We start from the raw sequence: 21,574 nt of genomic DNA on the forward strand, positions 1-21,574 counted from the left end.
CCTACCCGAAGCTCCGCTGCGGCTGTGACGGAAACGCGCCGCACAGCGTAACACACGTTGTCTCCGCCCGTCGCGGTAGCATCTCCGCCCGGAAGAGGGACAGTGGGCAAAGGATCGCAGGGCACCGCATGGCCTGTCTCCTGCCCATGTCTTCCGCCCATCTCTCCTGCCCGCCCCGTCACATCCCCGCCTGCTCCACCAGGGTGAAGACAAGGACCGTGCGCCCGTCGACCAGCGCCGACCGACCGGCCAGATGGATGCGCTCGTCCCCCGCCCCGTCGTCGATGCGGGTGTCCAACACGCAGCGCCAGCCCCGGCCGCCCGGCACGTCGGGCAGGGTCACGGTCAGGGTGTCGGCATGGGCGTTCAGCACGATCAGCAGGACACCGTCGGACAGCGATTGCCCGTCCGGACCGACATGGGTGCCGGCGCGGCCGTTCAGCAGCAGGACGATGCAGCGCGCCTGGGTGTTGCGCCAATGCTCGGCGGTCTTCTCGACCCCTTGCGCGTTGTACCAGACGATGTCCTTCAGCCCGTTCTCCGCCACCTCCCGCCCATGCAGGAAGAGCGGCCGGCGCAGCACCGGATGGGCGCGCCGGAGCGCGATCAGCCGGCGGACGAAGGACACCAGCGCCCCGTCGCGCTTGCTCCAGTCCAGCCAGGTGATGTCGTTGTCCTGGCAATAGGCGTTGTTGTTGCCGTCCTGGCTGTGGTCCAGCTCGTCGCCGGCCAGCATCATCGGCGTGCCCTGCGACAGCATCAGCGTCGCCAGCATGTTGCGCTTCTGCCGGGCCCGCAGTCCGGTCACCGCGGGGTCGTCGGTCGGTCCCTCCACCCCATGGTTCCAGGAGCAGTTGGAGGAATGGCCGTCGCGGTTCTCCTCGCCGTTCGCCCAGTTGTGCTTGTCGTTGTAGGAAACGAGGTCGTGCAGGGTGAAGCCGTCATGGGCGGTGATGAAGTTCACGCTGGCCCAGGGGCGGCGCCCGCGCTTCTCGAACAGGTCGGAGGAGCCGGCGATGCGCCCGGCCAGTTCCGGCAGCATGCCGTCGTCGCCGCGCCAGTAGCGCCGCACGGTGTCGCGGTAGCGGTCGTTCCATTCGGCCCAGCCCGGCGGGAAATTGCCGACCTGATAGCCGCCGGGACCGACGTCCCACGGCTCGGCGATCAGCTTGACGTCGGCCAGCACCGGGTCCTGGCGCACGGCGTCGAGGAATCCCGAACCGGGATCGTAGCCGTAGGGTTCGCGCGCCAGCACGGTGGCGAGGTCGAAGCGGAAGCCGTCGACATGCATCTCCGTCACCCAGTAGCGGAGGCTGTCCATCACCATCTGGACCACGCGCGGGTGGCTGAAATCCAGCGTGTTGCCGGTGCCGGTGTCGTTGATGTAGTAGCGCGGGCTGTCCGGCATCAACCGGTAATAGCTGAGGTTGTCGATGCCCTTGAAGGACAGGGTCGGCCCCAGATGGTTGCCTTCCGCCGTGTGGTTGTAGACGACGTCGAGGATGACCTCGATCCCCGCCTCGTGCAGGCGGGCGACCATCGTCTTGAACTCCGACAGGACGCCGGTGTTCATGTAGCGTGGCTCCGGCGCGAAGAAGCCGATGGTGTTGTAGCCCCAGTAGTTGGTCAGGCCGCGGGTGACGAGATGCTGCTCGTCGGCGACGGCCTGGACCGGCAGGAACTCCACCGAGGTGATGCCGAGCGCCCGCAGATACTCGACGACGTTCTGGGTCGACATGCCGGCGAAGGTGCCGCGCAGATGGGCGGGCACATCCGGATGGCGCATGGTGAAGCCGCGCAGATGGGTCTCGTAGAGCACCGTGTCGGTCCAGGGCACCCGGCGGTGGCGGTCATGGCCCCAGGTGAAGGCACCGTCCACCACCCGGCATTTCGGCATGCCGCGGGCGTTGTCGCGCCGGTCGAACGATAAGTCCTCCTTGGTCGAGCCGACCCGGTAGCCGTAATGGGCGTCCGACCATTTGAAGCCGCCGAACAGCGCCCGGGCATAGGGGTCGATCAGCAGCTTGTTCGGGTTGAAGCGGTGTCCTTCCTCCGGCTCGTAGGCCCCGTGGACGCGGTAGCCGTAGAGCAGGCCGGGCCGCGCGTCGGGCAGGTAGCCATGCCAGACCTCGTCGGTGTGCTCCGGCAGGGTGACCCGCTCCACCTCGCGCTGGCCGGTCTTGTCGAACAGGCAAAGCTCCACCCGCTCGGCATGGGCGGAGAAGATCGCGAAATTGACGCCGAACCCGTCCCAGGTGGCGCCGAGCGGAGTGGGCTTGCCGGGCCAGACCGGGGTGCGGGCGGGGGTGGAGGGCATCAGCGGTCGGCCTGTGTGGTGGAGGTCGTAGAGGTGACCGGCATGGCCGGCGATGCGGCGGGGCGCCGGATGGCTGGCCGGCGGATGGAACGTTTGGAACAGGATGAAACGGTTTTCGGGGCCTGTTCCAGTGTTCCACACCCTCGTCGGCACCGCACCTTGCGGTTTTCCCGCCGGGTCCGCATCGCGTCATCAAGGGAGGGAACGGGGTTCCTGTCGACCATCAGCCAGCGCACGCCTCACCGGTTCCCCGAAAAGACACAAGGGATCCAATAAGAAAGCCTCCCCCCGGCGGCGTCAAGGGAGGTTGGCAAAGGGACCGGGCGACGAGGTCGGGCAGGGGCGCAAAGCGCGCCACCAAGGGGCATCTTGCCCCTTGGCAATCCCCTGGCGCAGGCGTGCCTTCGGCACCCCCTCATCCTAACCTTCTCCCCAGGGGGGAGAAGGGATTGGGATTGGGGTTGGGTTGGGCGGGTGCGGCTTGGGGTGGGCGGCGCTACTCCGCCTTGCGCTCCAGGATCAGCGTCGACAGCGGTGGGATGGTCAGGTCCAGCGAGTGGGTGCGGCCATGCCAGGGCATTTCCTCGGCATAGACGCCGCCGCCGGGGTTGCCGACGCCGCTGCCGCCGTATATCGCGGCGTCCGTGTTCATCCGCTCGACATAGCGGCCGGGAAGCGGCACGCCGACCCGGTAGCCCTGGCGCGGCACCGGCGTGAAGTTGCACACCGCAATGACGATGTGCCCGGACTCGTCGGCCTTGCGCAGGAAGGTGAAGACCGAGTTCTCGTTGTCGTTCGATTCGATCCACTCGAAACCGGACGGGTCGCAGTCGGTCTTGTGCAGCGGCTCCAGCTCGCGGTAGAGGCCGTTCAGGTCGCGCACGAGGTCGCGCATGCCGCGGTGCATCGGCTGGTCCAACAGGTGCCAGTCCAGGCTGCGCGCCTCGCTCCACTCCTGCCACTGGGCGAACTCGCCGCCCATGAACAGCAGCTTCTTGCCAGGATGGGCGAACATGAAACCGTAATAGGCGCGCAGATTGGCGAATTTCTGCCAGTCGTCGCCCGGCATCTTGTTGATCAGCGAACCCTTGCCATGGACCACCTCGTCATGGCTGAGCGGCAGCACGAAGTTTTCGGAGAACTGGTAGATCAGCCCGAAGGTCATCTCGTGGTGATGGTAGCGGCGATGGATCGGGTCGCTCTGCATGTAGTGCAGCGTGTCGTGCATCCACCCCATGTTCCATTTGTAGCCGAAGCCGAGACCGCCGAGATATGTGGGCTTCGACACCATCGGCCAGGAGGTGGATTCCTCCGCCACCGTCATGGCGCCCGGCTGCTGGCCGTAGACCAGCTCGTTCATCCGCTTCAGGAAGGCGATGGATTCGAGGTTTTCGCGCCCGCCGAACTTATTGGGGACCCACTCCCCTTCCTTGCGGCTGTAGTCGAGGTAGAGCATGGAGGCGACGGCATCGACGCGCAGCCCGTCCAGCTTGTACTGGTCGAGCCAGAACAGCGCGTTGCCCAGCAGGAAGTTCTGCACCTCCGTCCGGCCGAAATTGTAGATCAGGGTGTTCCAGTCCTGATGGAAGCCCTGGCGCGGGTCGGCATGCTCGTAGAGATGCGTGCCGTCGAAATCGCCCAGCCCGTGCGGGTCGGTCGGGAAATGGCCGGGCACCCAGTCGAGCAGCACGCCGAGGCCGGCGCGGTGGCAGGCGTTGACGAAGTCCTTGAAATCCTCCGGCGAGCCGTGGCGGGCGGTCGGCGCATAGAGGCCGATGGGCTGGTAGCCCCAGGAACCGTCGAACGGATGCTCGGTGATCGGCAGAAGCTCGATGTGGGTGAAGCCCATGTCCTTGGCGTAGGGGATCAGCCGCTCCGCCAGCTCCTGATAGGTCAGGAAGCGGTTGTCCTCCTCCGGCACCCGCGCCCAGGATCCGAGATGGACCTCGTAGATCGAGATCGGCGCGGTGCGCTCGGAGGCGGCCAGCTTGCGGCTCTGCCAGTCCTGATCGCGCCAGTCGTAGGACGACAGGCCGTGGACGACCGAGGCGGTCGCCGGGCGCATCTCCGCCTGGAAGGCGTAGGGATCGGCCTTGGCCGGCATCAGGTTGCCGCCTGCGCCCCGGATCTCGAACTTGTAGCGCTGGCCGGCATGGGCACCGGGCACGAAGATCTCCCAGACGCCGACCTCGACGCGCCGGCGCATCGGCATCCGGCGGCCGTCCCAGTTGTTGAAATCGCCGACGACGCTGACGCTGCGGGCGCTCGGCGCCCAGACGGCGAAGGCCACGCCGGCGACGCCGTCGACCTCGCGCGGGTGGGCGCCCAGCTTCTCGTAATTGCGCAGATGGGTGCCTTCGGCCAGCAGATGGACGTCCAGTTCGCCCAGCATGTTGCCGAAGCGATAGACATCCTCGAACTCCTGGGTCGCCAGCGGGTACTGGGCGCGCAGGCGGTAGCGGAAACGCTCCGTCCGGTCGGGCATCACGGCGAGATAGAAGCCGTCCTGGTGGATGCGCTCGGCCTCGCCGGCCGGTTCGCCGGTGGCGCTGTCGATCACCCACAGCTTTTCCGCGCCGGGCACGAAGGCGCGGACCTCCACCGGACGGCCGGGGGCTTCCTGCTGCATGCCCAGAACGGCGAAGGGATCGCCATGGTCGGCCCGGACAATGGCGTCCGCCGCCGCGCGCAGAGCCTCGGCCCGATGGTCGGCAGCGCGCTGTTCAGGGGTGCGGCTTTCGGAGACGCCGGTTTGCGCCTGGTCCTTGCGGGTGTCCGTCGTCATGTCGCTCGCCATTGGCCAAGTGCCCTTCTTCGTGGAGGCTCTGTCGTCTCGTGGACCATACCTGTCCCAACGCCGTCATCCCCGCAAAGGCAGGAATGACGGCCGACGCCGGAACGCCGTCTCCGGACGTGAACATACCCGCGGCGGTTTCGTCACACCATGCCCGCCGCGGATTTGTCCGGTTATTCCTTCGCGCCCGCCTCCTTGGCATCGTCGAGAAGGCCCAGCACGCCCTTCACCGGGATGCCGATCCAGCCCGGCCGGTTCGCCGCCTCGTAGCCGATCTCGTAGAAGGCCTTCTCCAGCAGGAACAGGGTCAGCAGGCCGCGCGCGGTCTCTTCCGCCTCCGGCCAGGCCGGGCAGCCCTCGATGGCCGTGCGGTAGCCGTCGAGGAAGGACCGGGTGCTGCGGCGTTCCCAGTCGTGGGCGGCGGCCAGCGCCGGGCTGTCGCCGCTGTTGGCGCCTTCGCCAGCGCTGTCCAGCCGGAACAGCGCCGCCCAGGCCGCATAGTTGAAGGAGCGCAGCATGCCTGCCACGTCGCGCAGCGGGCTGGATTTGGCGCGGCGTTCCTCCAGCGTCTTGGCCGGCTCCCCTTCGAAGTCGAGGATGTACCAGTCGTTCTGCGCCCGCACCACCTGCCCCAGGTGGTAGTCGCCGTGGATGCGGGTCTTGACGCCGCCCACCGGCATCGACGCCAGCGCCGAAATGCGCTCCATCGCCTCGCCCCGGCGGGCCAGCAGCTGTTCGGCGTCGGTCCGCACCTCGGCCGACAGGCGGTCCAGCGTCCCCGGCAGGGCAGCGAAGGCAGCCTCGGCCTGGGTACGGACGGCATCGGCCCAAAGCGAAAGATCGCCGGTGGTGATCGGCTCCGGCTCGAAGGCCGGCTTGCCGGTGCTCTGCGCCAGCGCCCGGTGCAGTTCGGCGGTGCGCTGCCCCAGCGTGGTCATCATCACCAGATGCATGCCGAAGGGCTCGCCCGATTCGGCGGCATCCTCGGTGGTGCCGGCGACGCCCAGGCGGATGTCCTCCAGCTGGCGCTCCAGCTCCTCCACCGTGCTGGCCCAGCCGTCGCCCTGGTTGCGGACGAAGGCCTGCGCCACCGCCAGCGCGGTCGGCGTGCCGTCGGCGGCGACCTGCTCCACCGTGCCCAGCAGGGCCGGGGTGTTGGCGAAGCCGACCTCGGTCAGGAAGCGGCCCATCTCGACCTCGGGATGCTCGCCTTCCACCAGACGGCGCAGCACCTTCAGCACGATCTGGCTGTCGACCAGGACGGAGGTGTTGCTCTGCTCGACGCCCAGGCGCCGCACCTCGGGCTCCGGCGACAGCTCGATGGCGGTCAGCGCCTCGGTCGCGGTGAAGCGGATGGTGTCCTCCCCGCCGGTGGCCTTCAGCGTGTCGCCGCGCCGCAGCGCCTCGATCAGCGCCAGGGCGAAACCGTCGGCCTGCACGGCATCGTAGATGGCGCCGGTCCGCGGTCCGCGCCGCACCTTGGCCAGCGTGTAGGGCAGCAGCGGCCAGCCGGTGCCGCCGGCCCCGTCCTCCCAGCTCATCGCCATCGGCAGGAAATAACTCTGGTCGGCGGCATCGCCGTCCAGCCCCACCCCACTCAGGCCAACTTGGGTCCGGACCAGCATGAAGCCCTCGCCCGGTCCCGGAAGCTGGGCGGCGAGCGTGACGTGCGAGCGGGTGATGCGGCGGTCCTTGGCCGAGAACCAGCGCTGCTGCGGCAGGAAGCCCTGGAGGACATCGCGGCCCAGCTCGTCTGCCGCCTTGCCGGTGGTCAGGCTGTGCCAGCCGTCGCGGACGACGACCGTCAGCAGGTCGGGCACCGGCTCCGGCGGCGTCTCGTGCCAGGTCGGCAGTTCCGCCTCGGCGGTCAGGGCGAACCAGTAGAAGCCGTAGGCCGGCAGGGTCAGCAGATAGGGAAGGTCGCCGATGGGCGGGAAGACGGTACGGCCCAGCAGTTCGACCGGGATGCGGCCCTTCCAGGTCTTCAGGTCGAGTTCCACCGCCTGGGCCGAGCGCGACAGGTTGGCGACGCACAGCGCGATCTCCGACCCGTTCTCGGTCTCAAGCGAGCGGATATAGGCCAGGACCTTGCGGTTGCCGGGATAGAGCAGCGAGAAGCTGCCGCGACCGAAGCTCTGGCGCTGCTTGCGCACCGCCACCAGCCGCTTCATCCAGTTCAGCAGCGAGGAGGGGTTGCGGGACTGCGCCTCGACATTGACTGCCATGAAGCCGTAGATCGGGTCGAGCACCGCCGGCAGATAGAGCCGCGCCGGATCGGCGCGCGAGAAGCCGCCGTTGCGGTCGATGGACCATTGCATCGGCGTGCGCACGCCGTCGCGGTCGCCGAGATAGATGTTGTCGCCCATGCCGATCTCGTCGCCGTAATAGAGCACCGGCGTGCCCGGCATCGACATCAGCAGGCTGTTCAGCAACTCGATCTTGCGGCGGTCGTTCTCCAGCAGCGGGGCGAGGCGGCGGCGGATGCCCAGGTTGATCCGCATGCGCCGGTCGGCGGCGTAGAAGTTCCAGAGATAGTCGCGCTCGGTGTCGGTGACCATCTCCAGCGTCAACTCGTCATGGTTGCGCAGGAAGATGGCCCATTGGCAGTCGGCCGGGATGTCGGGCGTCTGGCGCATGATGTCGGCGATGGGATGCCGGTCCTCCATCGCCACCGCCATGTAGATGCGCGGCATCAGCGGGAAGTGGAAGGACATGTGGCATTCGTCGCCGCCCTTTTCCGGATCGCCGAAATAGGGCAGCACATCCTCCGGCCACTGGTTGGCCTCGGCCAGCAGCATGCGGTCGGGATATTCGGCGTCGAGCGCGGCGCGGATCGCCTTCAGGACGTCGTGCGTCTCCGGCAGGTTCTCGTTGTTGGTGCCCTCGCGCTCCTTCAGGTAGGGGATGGCGTCGAGCCGCAGCCCGTCCACCCCCATGTCCAGCCAGAAGCGCATCACCTTCAGCACCTCCTCCAGAACTTCGGGATTGTCGAAGTTCAGGTCGGGCTGGTGCGAATAGAAGCGGTGCCAGTAATAGGCGTTGGCGACCGGATCCCAGGTCCAGTTGGACTTCTCCGTGTCGCAGAAGATGATCCGCGTGCCCTGGTACTTCTGGTCGCTGTCGGACCAGACATAATAGTCGCGGTGGTTGGAGCCCGGAGGCGCCTCCCGCGCGCGCTGGAACCAGGGATGCTGGTCGGACGTGTGGTTGATGACCAGCTCGGTGATCACCCGCAGACCGCGCTTGCGGCACTCCTCCATGAAGCGCCGGAAATCATCCAGGTTCCCGTAGGTCGGGTTGACCGAGGTGTAGTCGGCGATGTCATAGCCGTCGTCGCGCAGCGGCGATGGATAGAAGGGCAGAAGCCACACGGCCGTCACACCCAATTCCTGGATGTAGTCCAGCTTCTGGGTCAAGCCGGCGAAATCGCCGATGCCATCATTGTCGGCGTCGAAGAACGCCTTGATGTGCAGTTGATAAATGACGGCGTCCTTGTACCAGAGCCGGTCCTGCCGATCGATCATGAGTCCAGCACTTTCGAGAAGCGATTGACGGAACACGTGTCGCGGGAACACGGGACGGAAACAAGCCAGAGGGTCGAAGGTTTCACCCGGACGACCATCCGGCAACCCCTGACTTCCGGATAGGCGGGACGGCGGTAACCCAGGCGTACACCCTTCAGCGAGGGTGTCGGAGGGTCCGTTCGAATACGCGGCAATCCGGAGTGGACACGGATTGACTCCGAAGGGTCAGGCCGGCAGCCCAGTCGTACGTAGCGCCCTGGACGCAGGTCGTACAAAGTAGGTCAGGTTGGGTTCCTTCGCCGCACCTGCCGGTGGAAGAGCAAATGGCGAGATCGATTCAGCCCTTCGGGATGTCGGCCGCCAGCCGCGCAAGATCGCGCACCGCGCGGTCGAGCGCCGCCGGGTCATGGGCGGCAAAACCGAGCAGGAAGCCGTTGCCGGTGCCCGCGTCGGTGGTCCCGGCGGCGGCCCGGTTATCGGTGCGGTAATAGCTGGACAGCGGCGGCGTGGTCAGGCCGATGCGGGCGGCGCGCTCGGCCAGGACACGGTCGGGACAGTCCGGCGGCAGGCGGAGCAGGACATGCATGCCGGCCTCGCCCGCCTCGGCCGTGGCGAAACCGGCGAAGGCATCCTCGGCCGACGCCAGAATGGCGGCGCGCTTGACGGCATAGAGCGAGCGCATGGCCCGCAGGTGCGAGGCGAAATGGCCGTCGGCCAGGAAGCGGTGCAGGGCCGCCTGCGGCACCACGCTGGTCCCGCCGTCGAAATGGCGGCGCGCGGCGCGCACCGGCTCCACCAGATCGGGCGGCACCACGACATAACCGAGCCGCAGCGCCGGGAACATCACTTTGCTGAAGCTGCCGACATAGATGACACGGCCGGCACCGTCCAGCCCCTGGAGCGCGGCCAGCGGCGGGCCGGCATAGCGGAACTCGCTGTCGTAATCGTCCTCGACGATCCAGGCGTCGCGCGCCGCCGCCCAACCCAGCAGGCGCAGGCGGCGGGCCAGGCTCATCGTCACGCCCAGGGGGAACTGGTGGGACGGGGTGACCAGCGCCAGCCGGGCATCGGCCCCACGGGCCATGCCGGCGGCGACGTCGATGCCCTCCCCGTCCACCGGCACCGGCACCAGCCGCGCCCCGGCGCCCAGCAGGGCGGCGCGGTTGCCGGGCCAGCCCGGCTCCTCCACCCAGGCCTCGTCGCCGGGGTCGAGCAGCAGCTGCGCCATCAGAGCCAATCCCTGCTGTGCGCCGGAGACGATGACGACCTGCTCCGGCTCGCAGCGCACGGCGCGGACCGCCCGCAGATAGGCGGCGATCTCCGCCCGCAAGGGGCCGTAGCCCAGCGGGTCCGGCTCCGTCGCCAGCGCCCGCCCGCCGTGGCGCCAGCAGCGGCCGATCAATTGCGCCCACAGGGCGAAGGGAAAGGCCCCCAGGTCCGGCGTGCCGAGCGCGAAGGGCCGCCCCACCCGGTCGCGGGCGATGGACGGCGCCTCCGCCAGCGCCCGGCCGCGGGCGGACAGCCCGACACCCCGGCGCGCCTCGTCGCGGCCGGCGACGCCGCCGGGCGCCGCATCGGGCAGGGAGGCGGCGACGAAGGTGCCGGCACCGACCCGTCCGGTGACATACCCCTCCGCCAGCAGCGTGTCGTAGGCGGTGACCACCGTGTTGCGCGACAATGCCCATTCGGTGGCGAGCGCCCGGCTGGGCGGCAGGCGCTCGCCCGGGCGCAGACGGCCGTCCAGCACCGCCTGACGCAGGGCGCGGTAAAGCTGGCGGTGGAGCGGCTCCGCCCCGTCCCGGTCGAGCGCCACCGGCCCCAGGCTGGACAGAACCGGACGTGCCAAACGGGCCATGGCGATCCTCGCGAGGGTCAAGCAAAGCGGTCGGTGAAATTGGTCCCTATGGAATCGACATTCCGGACCTTTTGAAGGGGCCATTCTGCCGGCCATTCTGGATCACCGCAACAGTCCGGCCCTGAGCACGACAATGACCAGCCTTTCCGCCGATTCCGCCCTCAACGAGTCCGCCGCCGCCGTTTCCTCCGCTGGCTTGGCACAGACCCCGCGCACCCGTCCGGTGCGGCTGGGCGACCGCGGCAGCCATGACGTCGCCCAGATCCACGCCATCATCGACGAGGCGCCGATCTGCCACGTCGGCTTCGTCGACGATGCGATCAAGGGCCATGGCTCCCCCTCCCCGATGGTGATCCCGACGGTCCCCTGGCGGGTGGGCGATGAGCTGATGATCCATGGCGCCTCGTCCAGCCGGATGATCCGCCGGTTGCAGGAGGGAGGCGAGGCCTGCATCACGCTGTCGCTGATCGATGGCTGGGTGCTGGCACGCTCGGCCTTCCATCACTCCGTCAACTACCGCTCGGTCATGCTGTTCGGCCGGCCGCGGCTGGTGTCGGAGGAGACGGAGAAGCGCGCCGCCCTCGATGCGCTGATGGAGAAGATCGAACCCGGCCGCAGCGCCAAGGTGCGGGCGCCCAACGTGCAGGAACTGAAGGCCACCTCGGTTCTGGCCTTCCCGATTGCCGAGGCGTCGGCCAAGCGGCGCTCCGGCCCGCCCGCCGACGATCCGGAGGATATGGCCCACCCGGTGTGGGCGGGCGTGGTGCCCCTGCGGCTGACCGCCGGCGAGCCGGAACAGGACCCGGCCCAGACCGCGGGGTGAGGCGCCGACGAGGCTGACAGCTGAAAAAGAAAAAGGCCGCGACCGGGAAGCCCGGCGCGGCCTTTTTCCTGCGGTTTCTCCCGCAGGCGGGAAGGCCGTTCCGAAACCCCCGGAACGGCCCCCTGCCAACCGTCCTTAGGACGACGGAGCGTTCAGCAGGCGCGGCAGGATCTGCGCACGACGGTTGGACGGCTCGCGGACGTTCGGACCGGTCTGGACCAGCAGCTGGCTCTCGCCCTTGCCTTCGGTCGTGATGTTGGCAGCCTGGACGCCCTTGGCGACCAGGGCCTTCTTGACCGCGTCGGCGCGACGCAGCGACAGCTTCTGGTTGTAGGCCGGCGTGCCCGAGGTGTCGGTGTGGCCGACGACGTGGATCTTGGCGCCACCGTTCTTCAGGATGGCCGACACCGCGTCACCGATCACGCGATCGGCGGCCGGGGTGATGTTCGACTTATCCCAGTCGAAGAACACCAGATATTCGCTCTGGACCGCGGCAACGGCGGCCGGAGCCGGAGCGGCAGCGGCCGGCGGGCACGGATAGCTGCCCTGATGGATGACGTAGCCGCCATCAGCGGTGCGGGCGGCGACGCCTTCCGACACCTGACCGGTCCAGCCGATGACCGGGTTGCACCACTGGGTGCCCTTGCCGACCAGGCTCGCGTCCTGGGCATTGGCGGCCGCCGACAGACCGAAAGCGACGATGGCGGCCGGGATGGCAGCCAGACCCGCGCGAACAATAGTCTTCATTGTCTTCACTCCCTTCCAGAACCCTTCCCCATCAGAGTGCCTGCGGGGGATGAACGTATCAATCGAAGCAACGGCCCACGTGCAAGCGCGGCAGCGACCTTCCCAACATGTGGTGTGCGGCGTTGTTCCGACACCTCAGCCGTTCGGCCGAACCGTACCTGTACCTTGACCTATGCTCCACTTCCATAGCAGCTTTTCCGGTATGATTCTGCCAAATCCGTATAACGGTGGCTGAGCACAGGAAAAACCGCGAGATCCTTTTCCGTAAGCTCGCGAACCGGTCTAGCAGGGCTGCCGGCCCACAAAAATCCGGACGTAACCCGCTTCCCGGGCGTCACCAGAGCACCGGCCGCGACCATCGCCCGCGACTCGACATAGGCCCCATCCAGGATGCAGGCCTTCATGCCGATGAAGCAGCCGTCTTCCAGCGTGCAGGCGTGCAGCAACGCCATGTGGCCGACGGTGATGTCGTCGCCGATGTAGGTGCCCTGCCCTTCGGAGGCCACGTGGATCACGGTGCCGTCCTGAATGTTGGTGCGAGCGCCGATTCGGATCTCGTTGACGTCTCCACGCACGGTGCAGCCGTACCAGATGCTGCTGTTCGCCCCGATCACGACATCGCCGATCACCGCCGCCGTTTCCGCGATGAACGCGGTCGGGTCGACGGTGGGCAGGATGCCGTTGAAGGCGCGGACAAGGCCAGTCATCAGGTCGTACCGAAGTCGTGCATGACGGGCCGGATTGAAGCACCGTAAGGCTTAAGGCACCACCTGATTTCGCATTGACAGGCCAAAGCAAATCCCGATTGGTGCCTCTGTGCAACAGTGCGGACAGGGAGCCACAACGCTGTCACAGCCCCCACCTATCCTTTCGCGGTAGCCGATTACGGGAAAAGCGGCGCCTGATCGATGCCGGTCGTCTCGCCCAGCCCCATCATGACGTTCATGTTCTGGATGGCCTGACCCGACGCGCCCTTCACCAGATTGTCGATCACCGACACGATGATGGCACTGCGCGGGGCGCGGTCGGCGACCACGCCGATCAGATTGTGGTTGGAGGCACGGACATGGCGCGTCGCCGGCACCACGCCGGCCGGGGTCACACCGACGAAGGGCTCGTCGGCATAGCGGGCGGCCAGCGTCGCCCGCAGGTCGTCGGCGGTGACGCCGTCGGCCAAGCGGACATAGATGGTCGACATCATGCCGCGGTTCATCGGCACCAGATGCGGGGTGAAGGAGACGGTGACCGGACGGCCGGCGGCCAGCCGCAGCTCCTGCTCGATCTCCGGCATGTGGCGGTGATGGCCGACGCCATAGGCGTTGAAGCCTTCCGACACCTCGGTGAACAGGTTGGCCTGCTTGGCGTCGCGGCCGGCGCCCGACACGCCGGACTTGGCGTCGATGACGATGCCGCCCGGCTCGATCTGGTTCTCCAGCAGCAGCGGCAGCAGCGGCAGCAGCGAGCAGGTCGGGTAGCAGCCCGGGTTCGCCACCACCCGCGCCTTGCGCACGCCCTGGCGGTTGAACTCGGTCAGGCCGTAGGCGACCTCCTTCTGCAGGTCGACGGCGCGGTGCTCATGCCCGTACCAGGTGGCGTATTCGGCCGGGTCGGTCAGGCGGAAATCGGCGGACAGATCGACCACCTTCAGCCCGCTCGGCAGGCCGGCGACCACCTCCTGCGTGGTGCCGTGCGGCAGGGCGCAGAAGATGAAGTCGAGGTTGTCCCACTTCAGCTCTTCGATCTTCACCAGACCGGGCAGGCCATAGCCGCCCAGATGCGGGAACACCTCCGCCATCGGCTTTCCGGCCTGTCGTTCGGCGGTCAGCGCGGCGATCTCGACGTTCGGGTGGCGCAGCAGCATGCGCACCAGTTCGGCGCCGGTGTAACCGGAAGCGCCCAGGATGCCGACGCGGATTTTCGAACCGCCGGGAGTGCTGCCCGGAATGCTGATCGAGGCCATGGAGGCAATGTCCTTCGCTGAAGACGATCTGAAGACGGGTGAAACCTGTATCCGGAATAAGCGAAAGCGCGATGACAGCGCAAAAAGAAAGGGGCGCCCCTTTCGGGACGCCCCTCGCTTGTACCGTAAAGCAGCAGGCCCGTGTAGGGATTAGCGCTTCGAGAACTGGAAGCTGCGGCGGGCCTTGGCGCGGCCGTACTTCTTACGCTCGACCGTACGGGCGTCGCGGGTCAGGAAGCCGGCGGCCTTCAACGGCGGGCGCAGGGCCGGCTCGAAGTAGGTCAGCGCCTTGGAGATGCCGTGACGGACGGCACCGGCCTGGCCCGACAGACCGCCGCCGGCGACGGTGGCGACGACGTCGAACTGCTCCGAACGCTCGGTCACGCCGAACGGCTGGGCGATCATCATGCGCAGCACCGGACGGGCGAAGTAGACCGACTGGTCGCGGCCGTTCACGGTGACCTTGCCGGAGCCCGGCTTGATCCACACGCGGGCGACGGCGTCCTTGCGCTTGCCGGTGGCATAGGCGCGGCCCTGGGCGTCCAGCTTCGGAGCGGCGAGCTCCTCGGAAACGGTCGCGGTGGCGGCGGCGCCCGTCAGTTCCTTAAGGCCGGAGAGGGTGGTGGTGACCTGGGCCATGCTTACGCGCTCCGCTTATTCTTCGGGTTCAGGGCGCCGATGTCGATGGCGACCGGCTGCTGCGCATCGTGCGGATGCGTAGCACCCTTGTAGACCTTGAGGTGGGTCATCTGCTGGCGGCCGAGCGGACCGCGCGGAACCATGCGCTCCACGGCCTTCTCGATCACACGCTCCGGATACTTGCCGTCCAGGATCTGACCCTTGGAACGGCCCTTGATCCCACCCGGATAGCCGGTGTGCCAGTAGAAGATGTCGGCGTCGCGCTTGTTGCCGGTCAGCTTCACCTTCTCAGCATTGATCACGACGATGTGGTCGCCGCAATCCATATGGGGGGTGTAGGTCGGCTTGTTCTTGCCACGCAGGATGTTCGCCAGGATGCTGGCAAGCCGGCCGAGAACGAGGCCGTCGGCGTCGACGACGTACCACTTCTTCTCGATCTCGGTCGGCTTCAGATTGAAGGTCTTCATCGCCACACTCGTTTCTTCGAATACGGATCGGCTGGCCGCCGATACCGGGGCGCCGAAGCGGACGGTTTTCTACGGGCCGGAGCACACCTCTGTCAATGGAAAAATTATCATTTAATTTCAATGAGTTACGAGAGCGGTAATTAGATACCGCTTCCCCAAACCTATTGATTCAAAAGGACTTTTTATGGCGCTTCATTCATGCGGTAATTGGATACCGCAACGGAGACGGGGTCGTGCGGCGGGATCGAGTAGGTTCCCGTCACGTGGGCGACCGGTTCCGGATCGCCCTCGGAGAACAGCAGGATCTCGCCATAGGCCAGCCGCTTGCCGAGTTTCAGCACGCGCGCTTCCGCAATGATGGCGACGGGTGGCGGGCGGCGCAGAAAGTTGATGGTCATGCTGGTGGTCACCGCCAGCTCGACCCGGCCGATCAGGCTCAGCACCGCGCCATAGAGCGCCACATCGGCCAGCCCGAACATCGCCGGGCCGGTGACGGTGCCGCCGGGGCGGACGAAGTCGTCCTTGTAGGGCAGGCGCAGGCGGATCGTGCCGGCGCCCAGGCTTTCGATGACGACGCCGAAGTTCCCGACCAGGGGAACCCCCTCGCGGATCAGATCCTCCAGTTCCTCCTTCGTCATGGCGGGAACGGGAGCGGCGGCGAAACGGTCGGGGGCGGACATGGGGCCTCGGTCGGTGAACTTGGCTGGGTCACCGGACTGTGCGCCATCCCGTCCATTCGGACAAGTATGGTGCTACTCGGCCGGCTTGGTCTCCGCCGGGGCCGAGGACGAAGCGGGGGGAGAGGCGGGGGTCGCCGCTGCCGGTTCCGCCACTGCCGCGGGAGCGGCGGGTGCCGGGCCGGCAGGGGGATTGTCGGTGGGGGCGGTCAGGCGGACCGGTCCACCGCCGCTGGCGGGCTGCGCCGGACCGGTGGCGGACTGCTCGGCCGGAGCGGAGGCAGCGACGGGGGCAGCGGCGGGGGCCGTCTCGGCGGGCGGGGCGAGCGGCACCGCCTTGATGTCCGACTTCGGGGGCTCCGGGCGGACCGTCTCCGTTTTGGCTGGTTCGGCTTTCGCCGAATCGGTCTTCGCGGGCTCGGGATCGGCGGGGGTGGAATAGTCGGGGACGATGCGGGCCTGGCTGCCGGTGATGACCAGAACCTTCTGGCCGATGGGCAGCGGCTGCGGTTCCTTCTGGGTGAGCGACAGCAGCTCGCCGTTCGATTTGCGGACGATGTATTCCCAGCCGTTGGTATCGCCGGCGATGTGCTCCATCGCCGTGCCCAGCAGACCGCCGATCGCCGTGCCGCCGACGGTGCCGAGCGCGGCGTTCATGCCGCCCGTCCCGACCTGCGCCCCCAGGATGCCGCCGGCCGCACCGCCGCTGACGGCGCCGACGGTGCCGTTGGCGCTGATCGCCACCTGACGGAAGCCGACGACGATGCCCGGCTCGACCTTGTTGGCCTGCTGAACCGCGCTGGAGGCGTAGGTGTTGGGAGAATAGTCGGAGGTGCAGCCCGCAAGACCGCCGACCGCGGCGATGAACAGGCAGAAAGAGACCGATCGAAGCACGGGCGAACCATCCGTTTTGAAACCCCGCCAAGTTTCTTACGGCAAACTCCCCCGACTCGTCACCGGGCAAAATCCGGACGCAACGGGAATGCTGCATTGCAACAGAGCGATGGCCGGGAAAGAGCCCGTCCTTCCCGGCCACCATGAATGCAGAAAACGGCTCGGCAGCCGGCGGCGCGGTCGCCGGAGCCGAATGCGCCATACTGCGAAGGGGTAAACCTTCGGCTGTGGTGCCCCAATACCGGTTGGGGTAGCGGCTGGAAGTGCCCCGACCGGGACACGGACGCGCGGTTGCCGGACGCGGCGCACTGCGGGGAAATGGCTCCATGATCCGCACCGGCACCTCCGCAAGAGACATCCCCGCCATGACCGTCACCCTGCCCGGCTCCGTCGGTGCGGTCGTCGTCCTCATCCTGATGCTGACGGCCCTGGCCGGCTGGCGCCGGGTGGAGCCGGACGATCTGACCGGCTGGCGGACCGAAAGGCTGGCAACCTTCCATGTCTGGCAGGCGGGCAGCCCGGCGCGCGAGGTCTGGGACCATCCCGACGCCCCCGTCCTGGTCACCATCCCCGCCGGCAGCTATCTCCGGGGCTCCCCGGCGACGGAGACGGAACGGTTTCCCGACGAGCCGACGCAAACCCCGGCGTCGGTCCAACATCCCATCGCCGTCGGCAAATATCCGGTCACCCGCGCCGAATATGCCAGCTTCATCCAGGACAGCGGCTATCGGCCACGGACAGTCTGCCGCGGCTATGCCGGCGAGACGGAGCTGCTGCCGCGCTGGCATTTCTCCTGGCGCCGGCCGGGGTTCGCGCAGACGAACAACGACCCGGCGGTCTGCGTGAGCTGGTACGACGCCAAGGCCTATGTGGACTGGCTCAGCCGCCGGACCGGCAAGCGCTATCGCCTGCTGACGGAGACGGAGTGGGAATATGCGGCCCGCGCCGGCACCCGGACCGCGCGCTGGTGGGGTGACGATCCGGCCCGGGGATGCGATGCGGCGAACGTCGCCGACCTGTCGGCCAAGGACCGCTTCACCGACTGGGAGGTGGCGAACTGCCGCGACGGCGCCCTGTTCACGTCGCCGGTCGGCAGCTACCGCGCCAACGGCTTCGGCCTTTACGACATGCTGGGCAATGTCTGGCAGTGGGTGGAGGACTGCGCCCCGGACGGCCGGTCCGCAGCGACCTGTTCGCAGCGGACGATGCGCGGCGGGTCATGGCACAGCAACCCGCGCTATGTCCGCTCCGCCGTGCGCCGGGTGGACGCGGCGGAGAGCGGCTATGCCGCCTACGGCATCCGCGTCGCCCGCGATCCTTGAGGAAGCTGGGGATCAGCTGCGCAGAACCTCCAGCGCCGACAGGCCCTGCACCGCATGGTCGAGGAAGGCACGCACCCGGCCGGGCATCAGCCTTGCGGTCGGCACCACGACATGGACCGGCAGCGGCTCCGGCTCGGCGTGCGGCATCAGGCGCACCAGCGTGCCGGCGGCGAGGTCGTCCGCCGCCTGATAGGACAGCGGGCGGGCGACGCCGTGCCCGTCACGGGCGGCGAGCAGCGCCGGCTCGATGTGGCTGACCGCCAGCTTCGGCGTCACCCGCAGCACCCGCTCCCGCCCATCGATCAGAAAGCGCCAGTCCGGCGGACCGGGCCGGGCCGTCGTCAGGATGATGTCGTGGCCGGACAGATCCTCCGGCATCGACGGCGTGCCGCGCCGCGCCAGATAGCCGGGGCTGGCGACCAGAAAGCGCCCGACCTGCCCCACCCGCCGGGCGACGAGGCCGGAATCGGGCAGCGGGCCGATGCGGATCGCCACGTCCAGCTCCTCCTCGATCAGGTCGAGGTTGCCGTCGGACAGCGTCAGCTCGACGCGGATGTCCGGAAACTCCCGCATGAAATCGAGGACCAGAGGCGTCACATGCTTGCGCCCGAACATCACCGGCGCGGTGACCCGCAGCCGCCCGCGCATCGGCCGGTCGGTTCCGGTGGCGGCCAGCGCCTCGTCGTAATCGGCCAGCAGCCGGCGCGCCTGCTCGGCCAGCCGCCGGCCGGCATCGGTGGGGGCAAGGTTGCGGGTGGTGCGCTCGATCAGCCGCACACCCAACCGTTCCTCCAGCCCCGACAGCGCGCGGGTGACGGCGGGCGCCGACCGCCGCAGCCGCTTGGCCGCACCGGCAAGGCTGCCGGTCTCCAGGATCGCGACGAAGATCGTCAGTTCATCCAGCCGGTCCATAATTCTTCCAATTCCTGAAAGAGTTCCTTTTCATCAAAGCCTATTCCTGCGAAGCGGCGCAAGTGGTCGGCTGTGGGCATCCGCGATCCACAGAGAAGGGAGCCTTGTCATGGGCACCAGCACCGATCCCGCCATCACGCTGTACGGCACACCGCTGTCGGGGCATGCCCACCGGGTCGAAGCCTTCCTGAACATCCTCGGCCTGCCCTATCGCTATGTCGATGCGAATGCCGAGCTTCGCCGGTCGGATGCCTTCCTCGCCCTGAACCCGTTCGGACAGATCCCGGTGCTGGTCGACGGCGATCTCGTCCTGCCGGACTCGGTCGCCATTCTCGTCTATCTCGCCGACCGCTACGACGCTTCCGGCCTGTGGAACCCGAAGGCGCCGGACGAGACGGCGCAGGTGCAGCGCTGGCTGTCGGTCGCCGCCGGCGACCTGCGCTTCGGGCCGGCGCTGGCGCGCATCCTGACGCTGTGGGGCGGGGCCGGGACGCTGGCCGACGCGCAGAGGGTCGCGGAACGCCTGCTGCGCTTCATGGACAACCATCTGGCGACCCGCGACTGGCTGGCGGCGGAGCGGCCGACCATCGCCGACATCGCTTGCTACGCCTATGTCGCCCGCGCCCCGGAAGGCCATATCCCGCTCGCCCCCTATCCGGCGGTGCGGCGCTGGCTGGAGCGGGTGGAGGCGATCCCGGCGCTGAGCCCGATGCCGGAAAGCGCCATCCCCCAGCCGGCCTGAAGACCCACCGCCGGATACCATGACGCAAGCGTTTCTGGACGTGGTGACGCAAGCGTCACGGGACCGTCGCCAAGCACCCGAATCTGTGCTTCGATGACAGTTCCATGACACTTGATGGATGGATTGAGTCGATGCGCAATTCCGCCTGTTCCGGGCGCTGGTCGCTGCTGTCCGGTGCGGTTGCCCTTTCCCTTCTGGCCGGGTCCGCCCTGGCGGCAGACCCGGCTCCCCAAGGCCCGGTGCCGCAAAGCGATCTGCTGAACGCCGAGCTGTGGATGCAGCGGTCGGTCGAATACAAGGCGAACTCGCTGGCGGTCTATGCGCTGGGCAGGATCCAGTTGGACAAGGCGCTGGCCGAAAAGACCTGGACCGCGGCGACGGAGCAGACCGGCAACTACCAGGATCTGCCGCCGGCCGTGGTGCTGGACCTGGACGAGACGGCGATGGACAACTCCGCCTATCAGGCCGGGCTGGTCACCACCAACGGCGATTTCTCGCCCAAGACCTGGGATGCCTGGGTGAAGGCGGAGAAGGCGACGGCGGTGCCGGGCGCGGTCGAGTTCACCCAATACGCCGAATCGAAGGGCGTGAAGGTGTTCTACGTCACCAACCGCAACGCCGACCAGGAAGAGCCGACCCGCCGCAACGCGCAGGCGCTGGGCTTCCCGATGGGCGGCAACGTCGATACCTTCCTGATGTCGAAGGAAAAGCCGGACTGGGGTTCGGCGAAGGGAACGCGGCGCGCCTACATCGCCAAGGAGTACCGGATCGTCCTGCTGTTCGGCGACAATTTCGGCGACTTCAGCGATGCCTACAACGGCAGCGAGGCCGACCGTCTGAAGGCGTTCGAGGCGGCGAAGGAGCATTTCGGGCGCGACTGGCTGATGCTGGCCAATCCCGGTTACGGCTCGTTCGAGAGCGCGCCCTTCGGGCATAATTTCAAACTGTCGGCAGACGAGAAGCGGGCCAGGAAGATCGGCGCGCTGGAGCCCTGGGTGGCACCGGCCCAATAACGGCCTGCCCAATTACGGCTTGAAAGGACGGTGCGCCGGGCCTGGAGCGTTGACCTTCAGAAGATCAGGCGCACCGCTTCCACGATCAGCAGCCACGGCGTGCCGATCATGACGGTCCAGACCGCCAGACGCGGCAGGCCGCTCATCTTGCGGACCTTCGGTTCGGCGGAGGGGGCGGCTTCGAACGAGGCGGCGTTGTAGATCGACATGACCTGCGGCTCCGTGAGCAAGATGGCGTTGAGGTCATCATGCGGTTCGGATCCTTAACGACCTTTAAAGAGCGCAGCCTGCGAAGTCGGCGTTTGCGCATTACCTCGACCGGATAAGTATACTCCCGGCGAAGGCAGGGCCGTGGCGCCGGACGACAGTAACCACGGCCCCGCGATACCCCGAACGTTATGGCTTCGCCACGTGCCAGACGTTGTTCACGCCGTCGCCGGTGGTGTCGCCCGGCTTCGCATCCTTGGCCCAGCTGTAGAGCGGCTTGCCGTTGTAGGCCCATTGCCGGCTTCCGTCGTCGCGGGTGACGACGCTGTATTTGCCCATCGGCTTGGCGGCGGCGGGAGCCATCAGCGGCGGCCAGTTGGTCGCGCAAGGCCCGTTGCAGGCCGACTTGCCGGCACCGTCCTTGTCGAAGACATAGAGCGTCATGCCCTTCGCGTCGGTCAGGACGGGACCCATCGCGGTCTTGCCCGTCATGGCCGGTTCCTTGTCCTGAGCGAAAGCGGGGGCGCCGGACAGGACGGCCCCCAGACCGATGGCGGCAGCGGCGATACGGAGTGCGGACTTCATTGCGCAGTTCCTCCCGAAACAGGCCCGCCGGACGGCAGGCCCGATGGATCAAGGACGCAATGGGACCGCGGATATTCCGCCCGTCACCGGCCGGAA

Annotated in this window: 18 protein-coding genes; 4 read left to right on the forward strand and 14 right to left on the reverse strand. The window is 67.8% G+C overall.

Going from position 1 to position 21,574, the window contains the following annotated elements; genetic code table 11:
- Positions 1–178: 178 nt before the first annotated feature.
- From glgX to VH569_RS12950, 4 genes are all read right to left on the reverse strand, one after another.
- Positions 179–2,317 carry a glycogen debranching protein GlgX gene (gene glgX, locus VH569_RS12935; RefSeq protein WP_423315693.1) on the reverse strand — a complete coding sequence of 713 codons (2,139 nt, stop codon included), beginning with the start codon at positions 2,315–2,317 and terminating at the stop codon, positions 179–181.
- 496 nt (positions 2,318–2,813) lie between these two features.
- Entirely contained in the window at positions 2,814–5,102 is a 2,289-nt protein-coding gene (gene glgB / locus VH569_RS12940; RefSeq protein ID WP_423315694.1) for a 1,4-alpha-glucan branching protein GlgB, read from the reverse strand.
- Between the two features lie 182 nt (positions 5,103–5,284).
- Positions 5,285–8,635, reverse strand: coding sequence for a maltose alpha-D-glucosyltransferase (gene treS / locus VH569_RS12945; RefSeq protein WP_423315695.1), 3,351 nt, complete (start codon positions 8,633–8,635; stop codon positions 5,285–5,287).
- Positions 8,636–8,972: 337 nt separating this feature from the next.
- Positions 8,973–10,490 carry a PLP-dependent aminotransferase family protein gene (locus tag VH569_RS12950; RefSeq protein WP_423315696.1) on the reverse strand — a complete coding sequence of 506 codons (1,518 nt, stop codon included), beginning with the start codon at positions 10,488–10,490 and terminating at the stop codon, positions 8,973–8,975.
- Between the two features lie 133 nt (positions 10,491–10,623).
- Between VH569_RS12950 and VH569_RS12955 the strand changes: the two genes are divergently transcribed.
- Complete coding sequence (locus VH569_RS12955; RefSeq protein WP_423315697.1) at positions 10,624–11,313, forward strand: pyridoxamine 5'-phosphate oxidase family protein; 690 nt, start codon at positions 10,624–10,626, stop codon at positions 11,311–11,313.
- 135 nt (positions 11,314–11,448) lie between these two features.
- Here the strand turns inward: VH569_RS12955 and VH569_RS12960 are convergent, their stop codons facing one another.
- The 7 genes from VH569_RS12960 to VH569_RS12990 all read right to left on the reverse strand — a co-directional run bounded on the left by VH569_RS12960 (position 11,449) and on the right by VH569_RS12990 (position 16,697).
- Positions 11,449–12,060: an OmpA family protein gene (locus tag VH569_RS12960; RefSeq protein WP_098737136.1), complete on the reverse strand. Its 612-nt coding sequence runs from the start codon at positions 12,058–12,060 to the stop codon at positions 11,449–11,451.
- Between the two features lie 170 nt (positions 12,061–12,230).
- Entirely contained in the window at positions 12,231–12,767 is a 537-nt protein-coding gene (locus tag VH569_RS12965; RefSeq protein ID WP_098737137.1) for a gamma carbonic anhydrase family protein, read from the reverse strand.
- A 176-nt stretch (positions 12,768–12,943) separates the two neighbouring features.
- On the reverse strand, positions 12,944–14,020 hold the full coding sequence (argC, locus tag VH569_RS12970; protein WP_423315698.1) for an N-acetyl-gamma-glutamyl-phosphate reductase: 1,077 nt from the start codon (positions 14,018–14,020) through the stop codon (positions 12,944–12,946).
- A gap of 150 nt (positions 14,021–14,170) precedes the next feature.
- Positions 14,171–14,659, reverse strand: coding sequence for a 30S ribosomal protein S9 (rpsI, locus tag VH569_RS12975; RefSeq protein ID WP_098737139.1), 489 nt, complete (start codon positions 14,657–14,659; stop codon positions 14,171–14,173).
- 2 nt (positions 14,660–14,661) lie between these two features.
- Entirely contained in the window at positions 14,662–15,126 is a 465-nt protein-coding gene (gene rplM, locus VH569_RS12980) for a 50S ribosomal protein L13 (RefSeq protein WP_098737140.1), read from the reverse strand.
- 182 nt (positions 15,127–15,308) lie between these two features.
- Positions 15,309–15,806: a PaaI family thioesterase gene (locus VH569_RS12985; protein WP_423315699.1), complete on the reverse strand. Its 498-nt coding sequence runs from the start codon at positions 15,804–15,806 to the stop codon at positions 15,309–15,311.
- Between the two features lie 72 nt (positions 15,807–15,878).
- Positions 15,879–16,697, reverse strand: coding sequence for a hypothetical protein (locus tag VH569_RS12990; protein WP_423315700.1), 819 nt, complete (start codon positions 16,695–16,697; stop codon positions 15,879–15,881).
- Between the two features lie 326 nt (positions 16,698–17,023).
- Here VH569_RS12990 and VH569_RS12995 point away from each other — a divergent pair, with 326 nt between their 5' ends.
- Complete coding sequence (locus VH569_RS12995) at positions 17,024–18,019, forward strand: formylglycine-generating enzyme family protein (RefSeq protein ID WP_423315701.1); 996 nt, start codon at positions 17,024–17,026, stop codon at positions 18,017–18,019.
- Between the two features lie 12 nt (positions 18,020–18,031).
- Here the strand turns inward: VH569_RS12995 and VH569_RS13000 are convergent, their stop codons facing one another.
- On the reverse strand, positions 18,032–18,931 hold the full coding sequence (locus VH569_RS13000; RefSeq protein ID WP_423315702.1) for a LysR family transcriptional regulator: 900 nt from the start codon (positions 18,929–18,931) through the stop codon (positions 18,032–18,034).
- 109 nt (positions 18,932–19,040) lie between these two features.
- Here VH569_RS13000 and VH569_RS13005 point away from each other — a divergent pair, with 109 nt between their 5' ends.
- Positions 19,041–19,673, forward strand: a complete 633-nt coding sequence (locus tag VH569_RS13005) for a glutathione S-transferase family protein (RefSeq protein ID WP_423315703.1) — start codon at positions 19,041–19,043, stop codon at positions 19,671–19,673.
- Between the two features lie 131 nt (positions 19,674–19,804).
- On the forward strand, positions 19,805–20,686 hold the full coding sequence (locus VH569_RS13010) for a 5'-nucleotidase, lipoprotein e(P4) family (protein ID WP_423315704.1): 882 nt from the start codon (positions 19,805–19,807) through the stop codon (positions 20,684–20,686).
- A 56-nt stretch (positions 20,687–20,742) separates the two neighbouring features.
- On the opposite strand, the gene VH569_RS13015 is transcribed toward VH569_RS13010, so the two are convergent.
- Together VH569_RS13015 and VH569_RS13020 are read right to left on the reverse strand one after the other, a co-directional pair.
- Positions 20,743–20,895, reverse strand: a complete 153-nt coding sequence (locus VH569_RS13015; protein ID WP_167421718.1) for a hypothetical protein — start codon at positions 20,893–20,895, stop codon at positions 20,743–20,745.
- A gap of 187 nt (positions 20,896–21,082) precedes the next feature.
- Positions 21,083–21,478 (reverse strand): hypothetical protein, encoded by a 396-nt coding sequence (locus VH569_RS13020; protein WP_423315705.1) that lies wholly within the window; start codon positions 21,476–21,478, stop codon positions 21,083–21,085.
- Positions 21,479–21,574: the final 96 nt, after the last annotated feature.

The organism is Azospirillum sp. 11R-A (assembly GCF_049472615.1).
In the GTDB taxonomy this organism is placed as follows: Bacteria; Pseudomonadota; Alphaproteobacteria; order Azospirillales; family Azospirillaceae; genus Azospirillum; species Azospirillum palustre.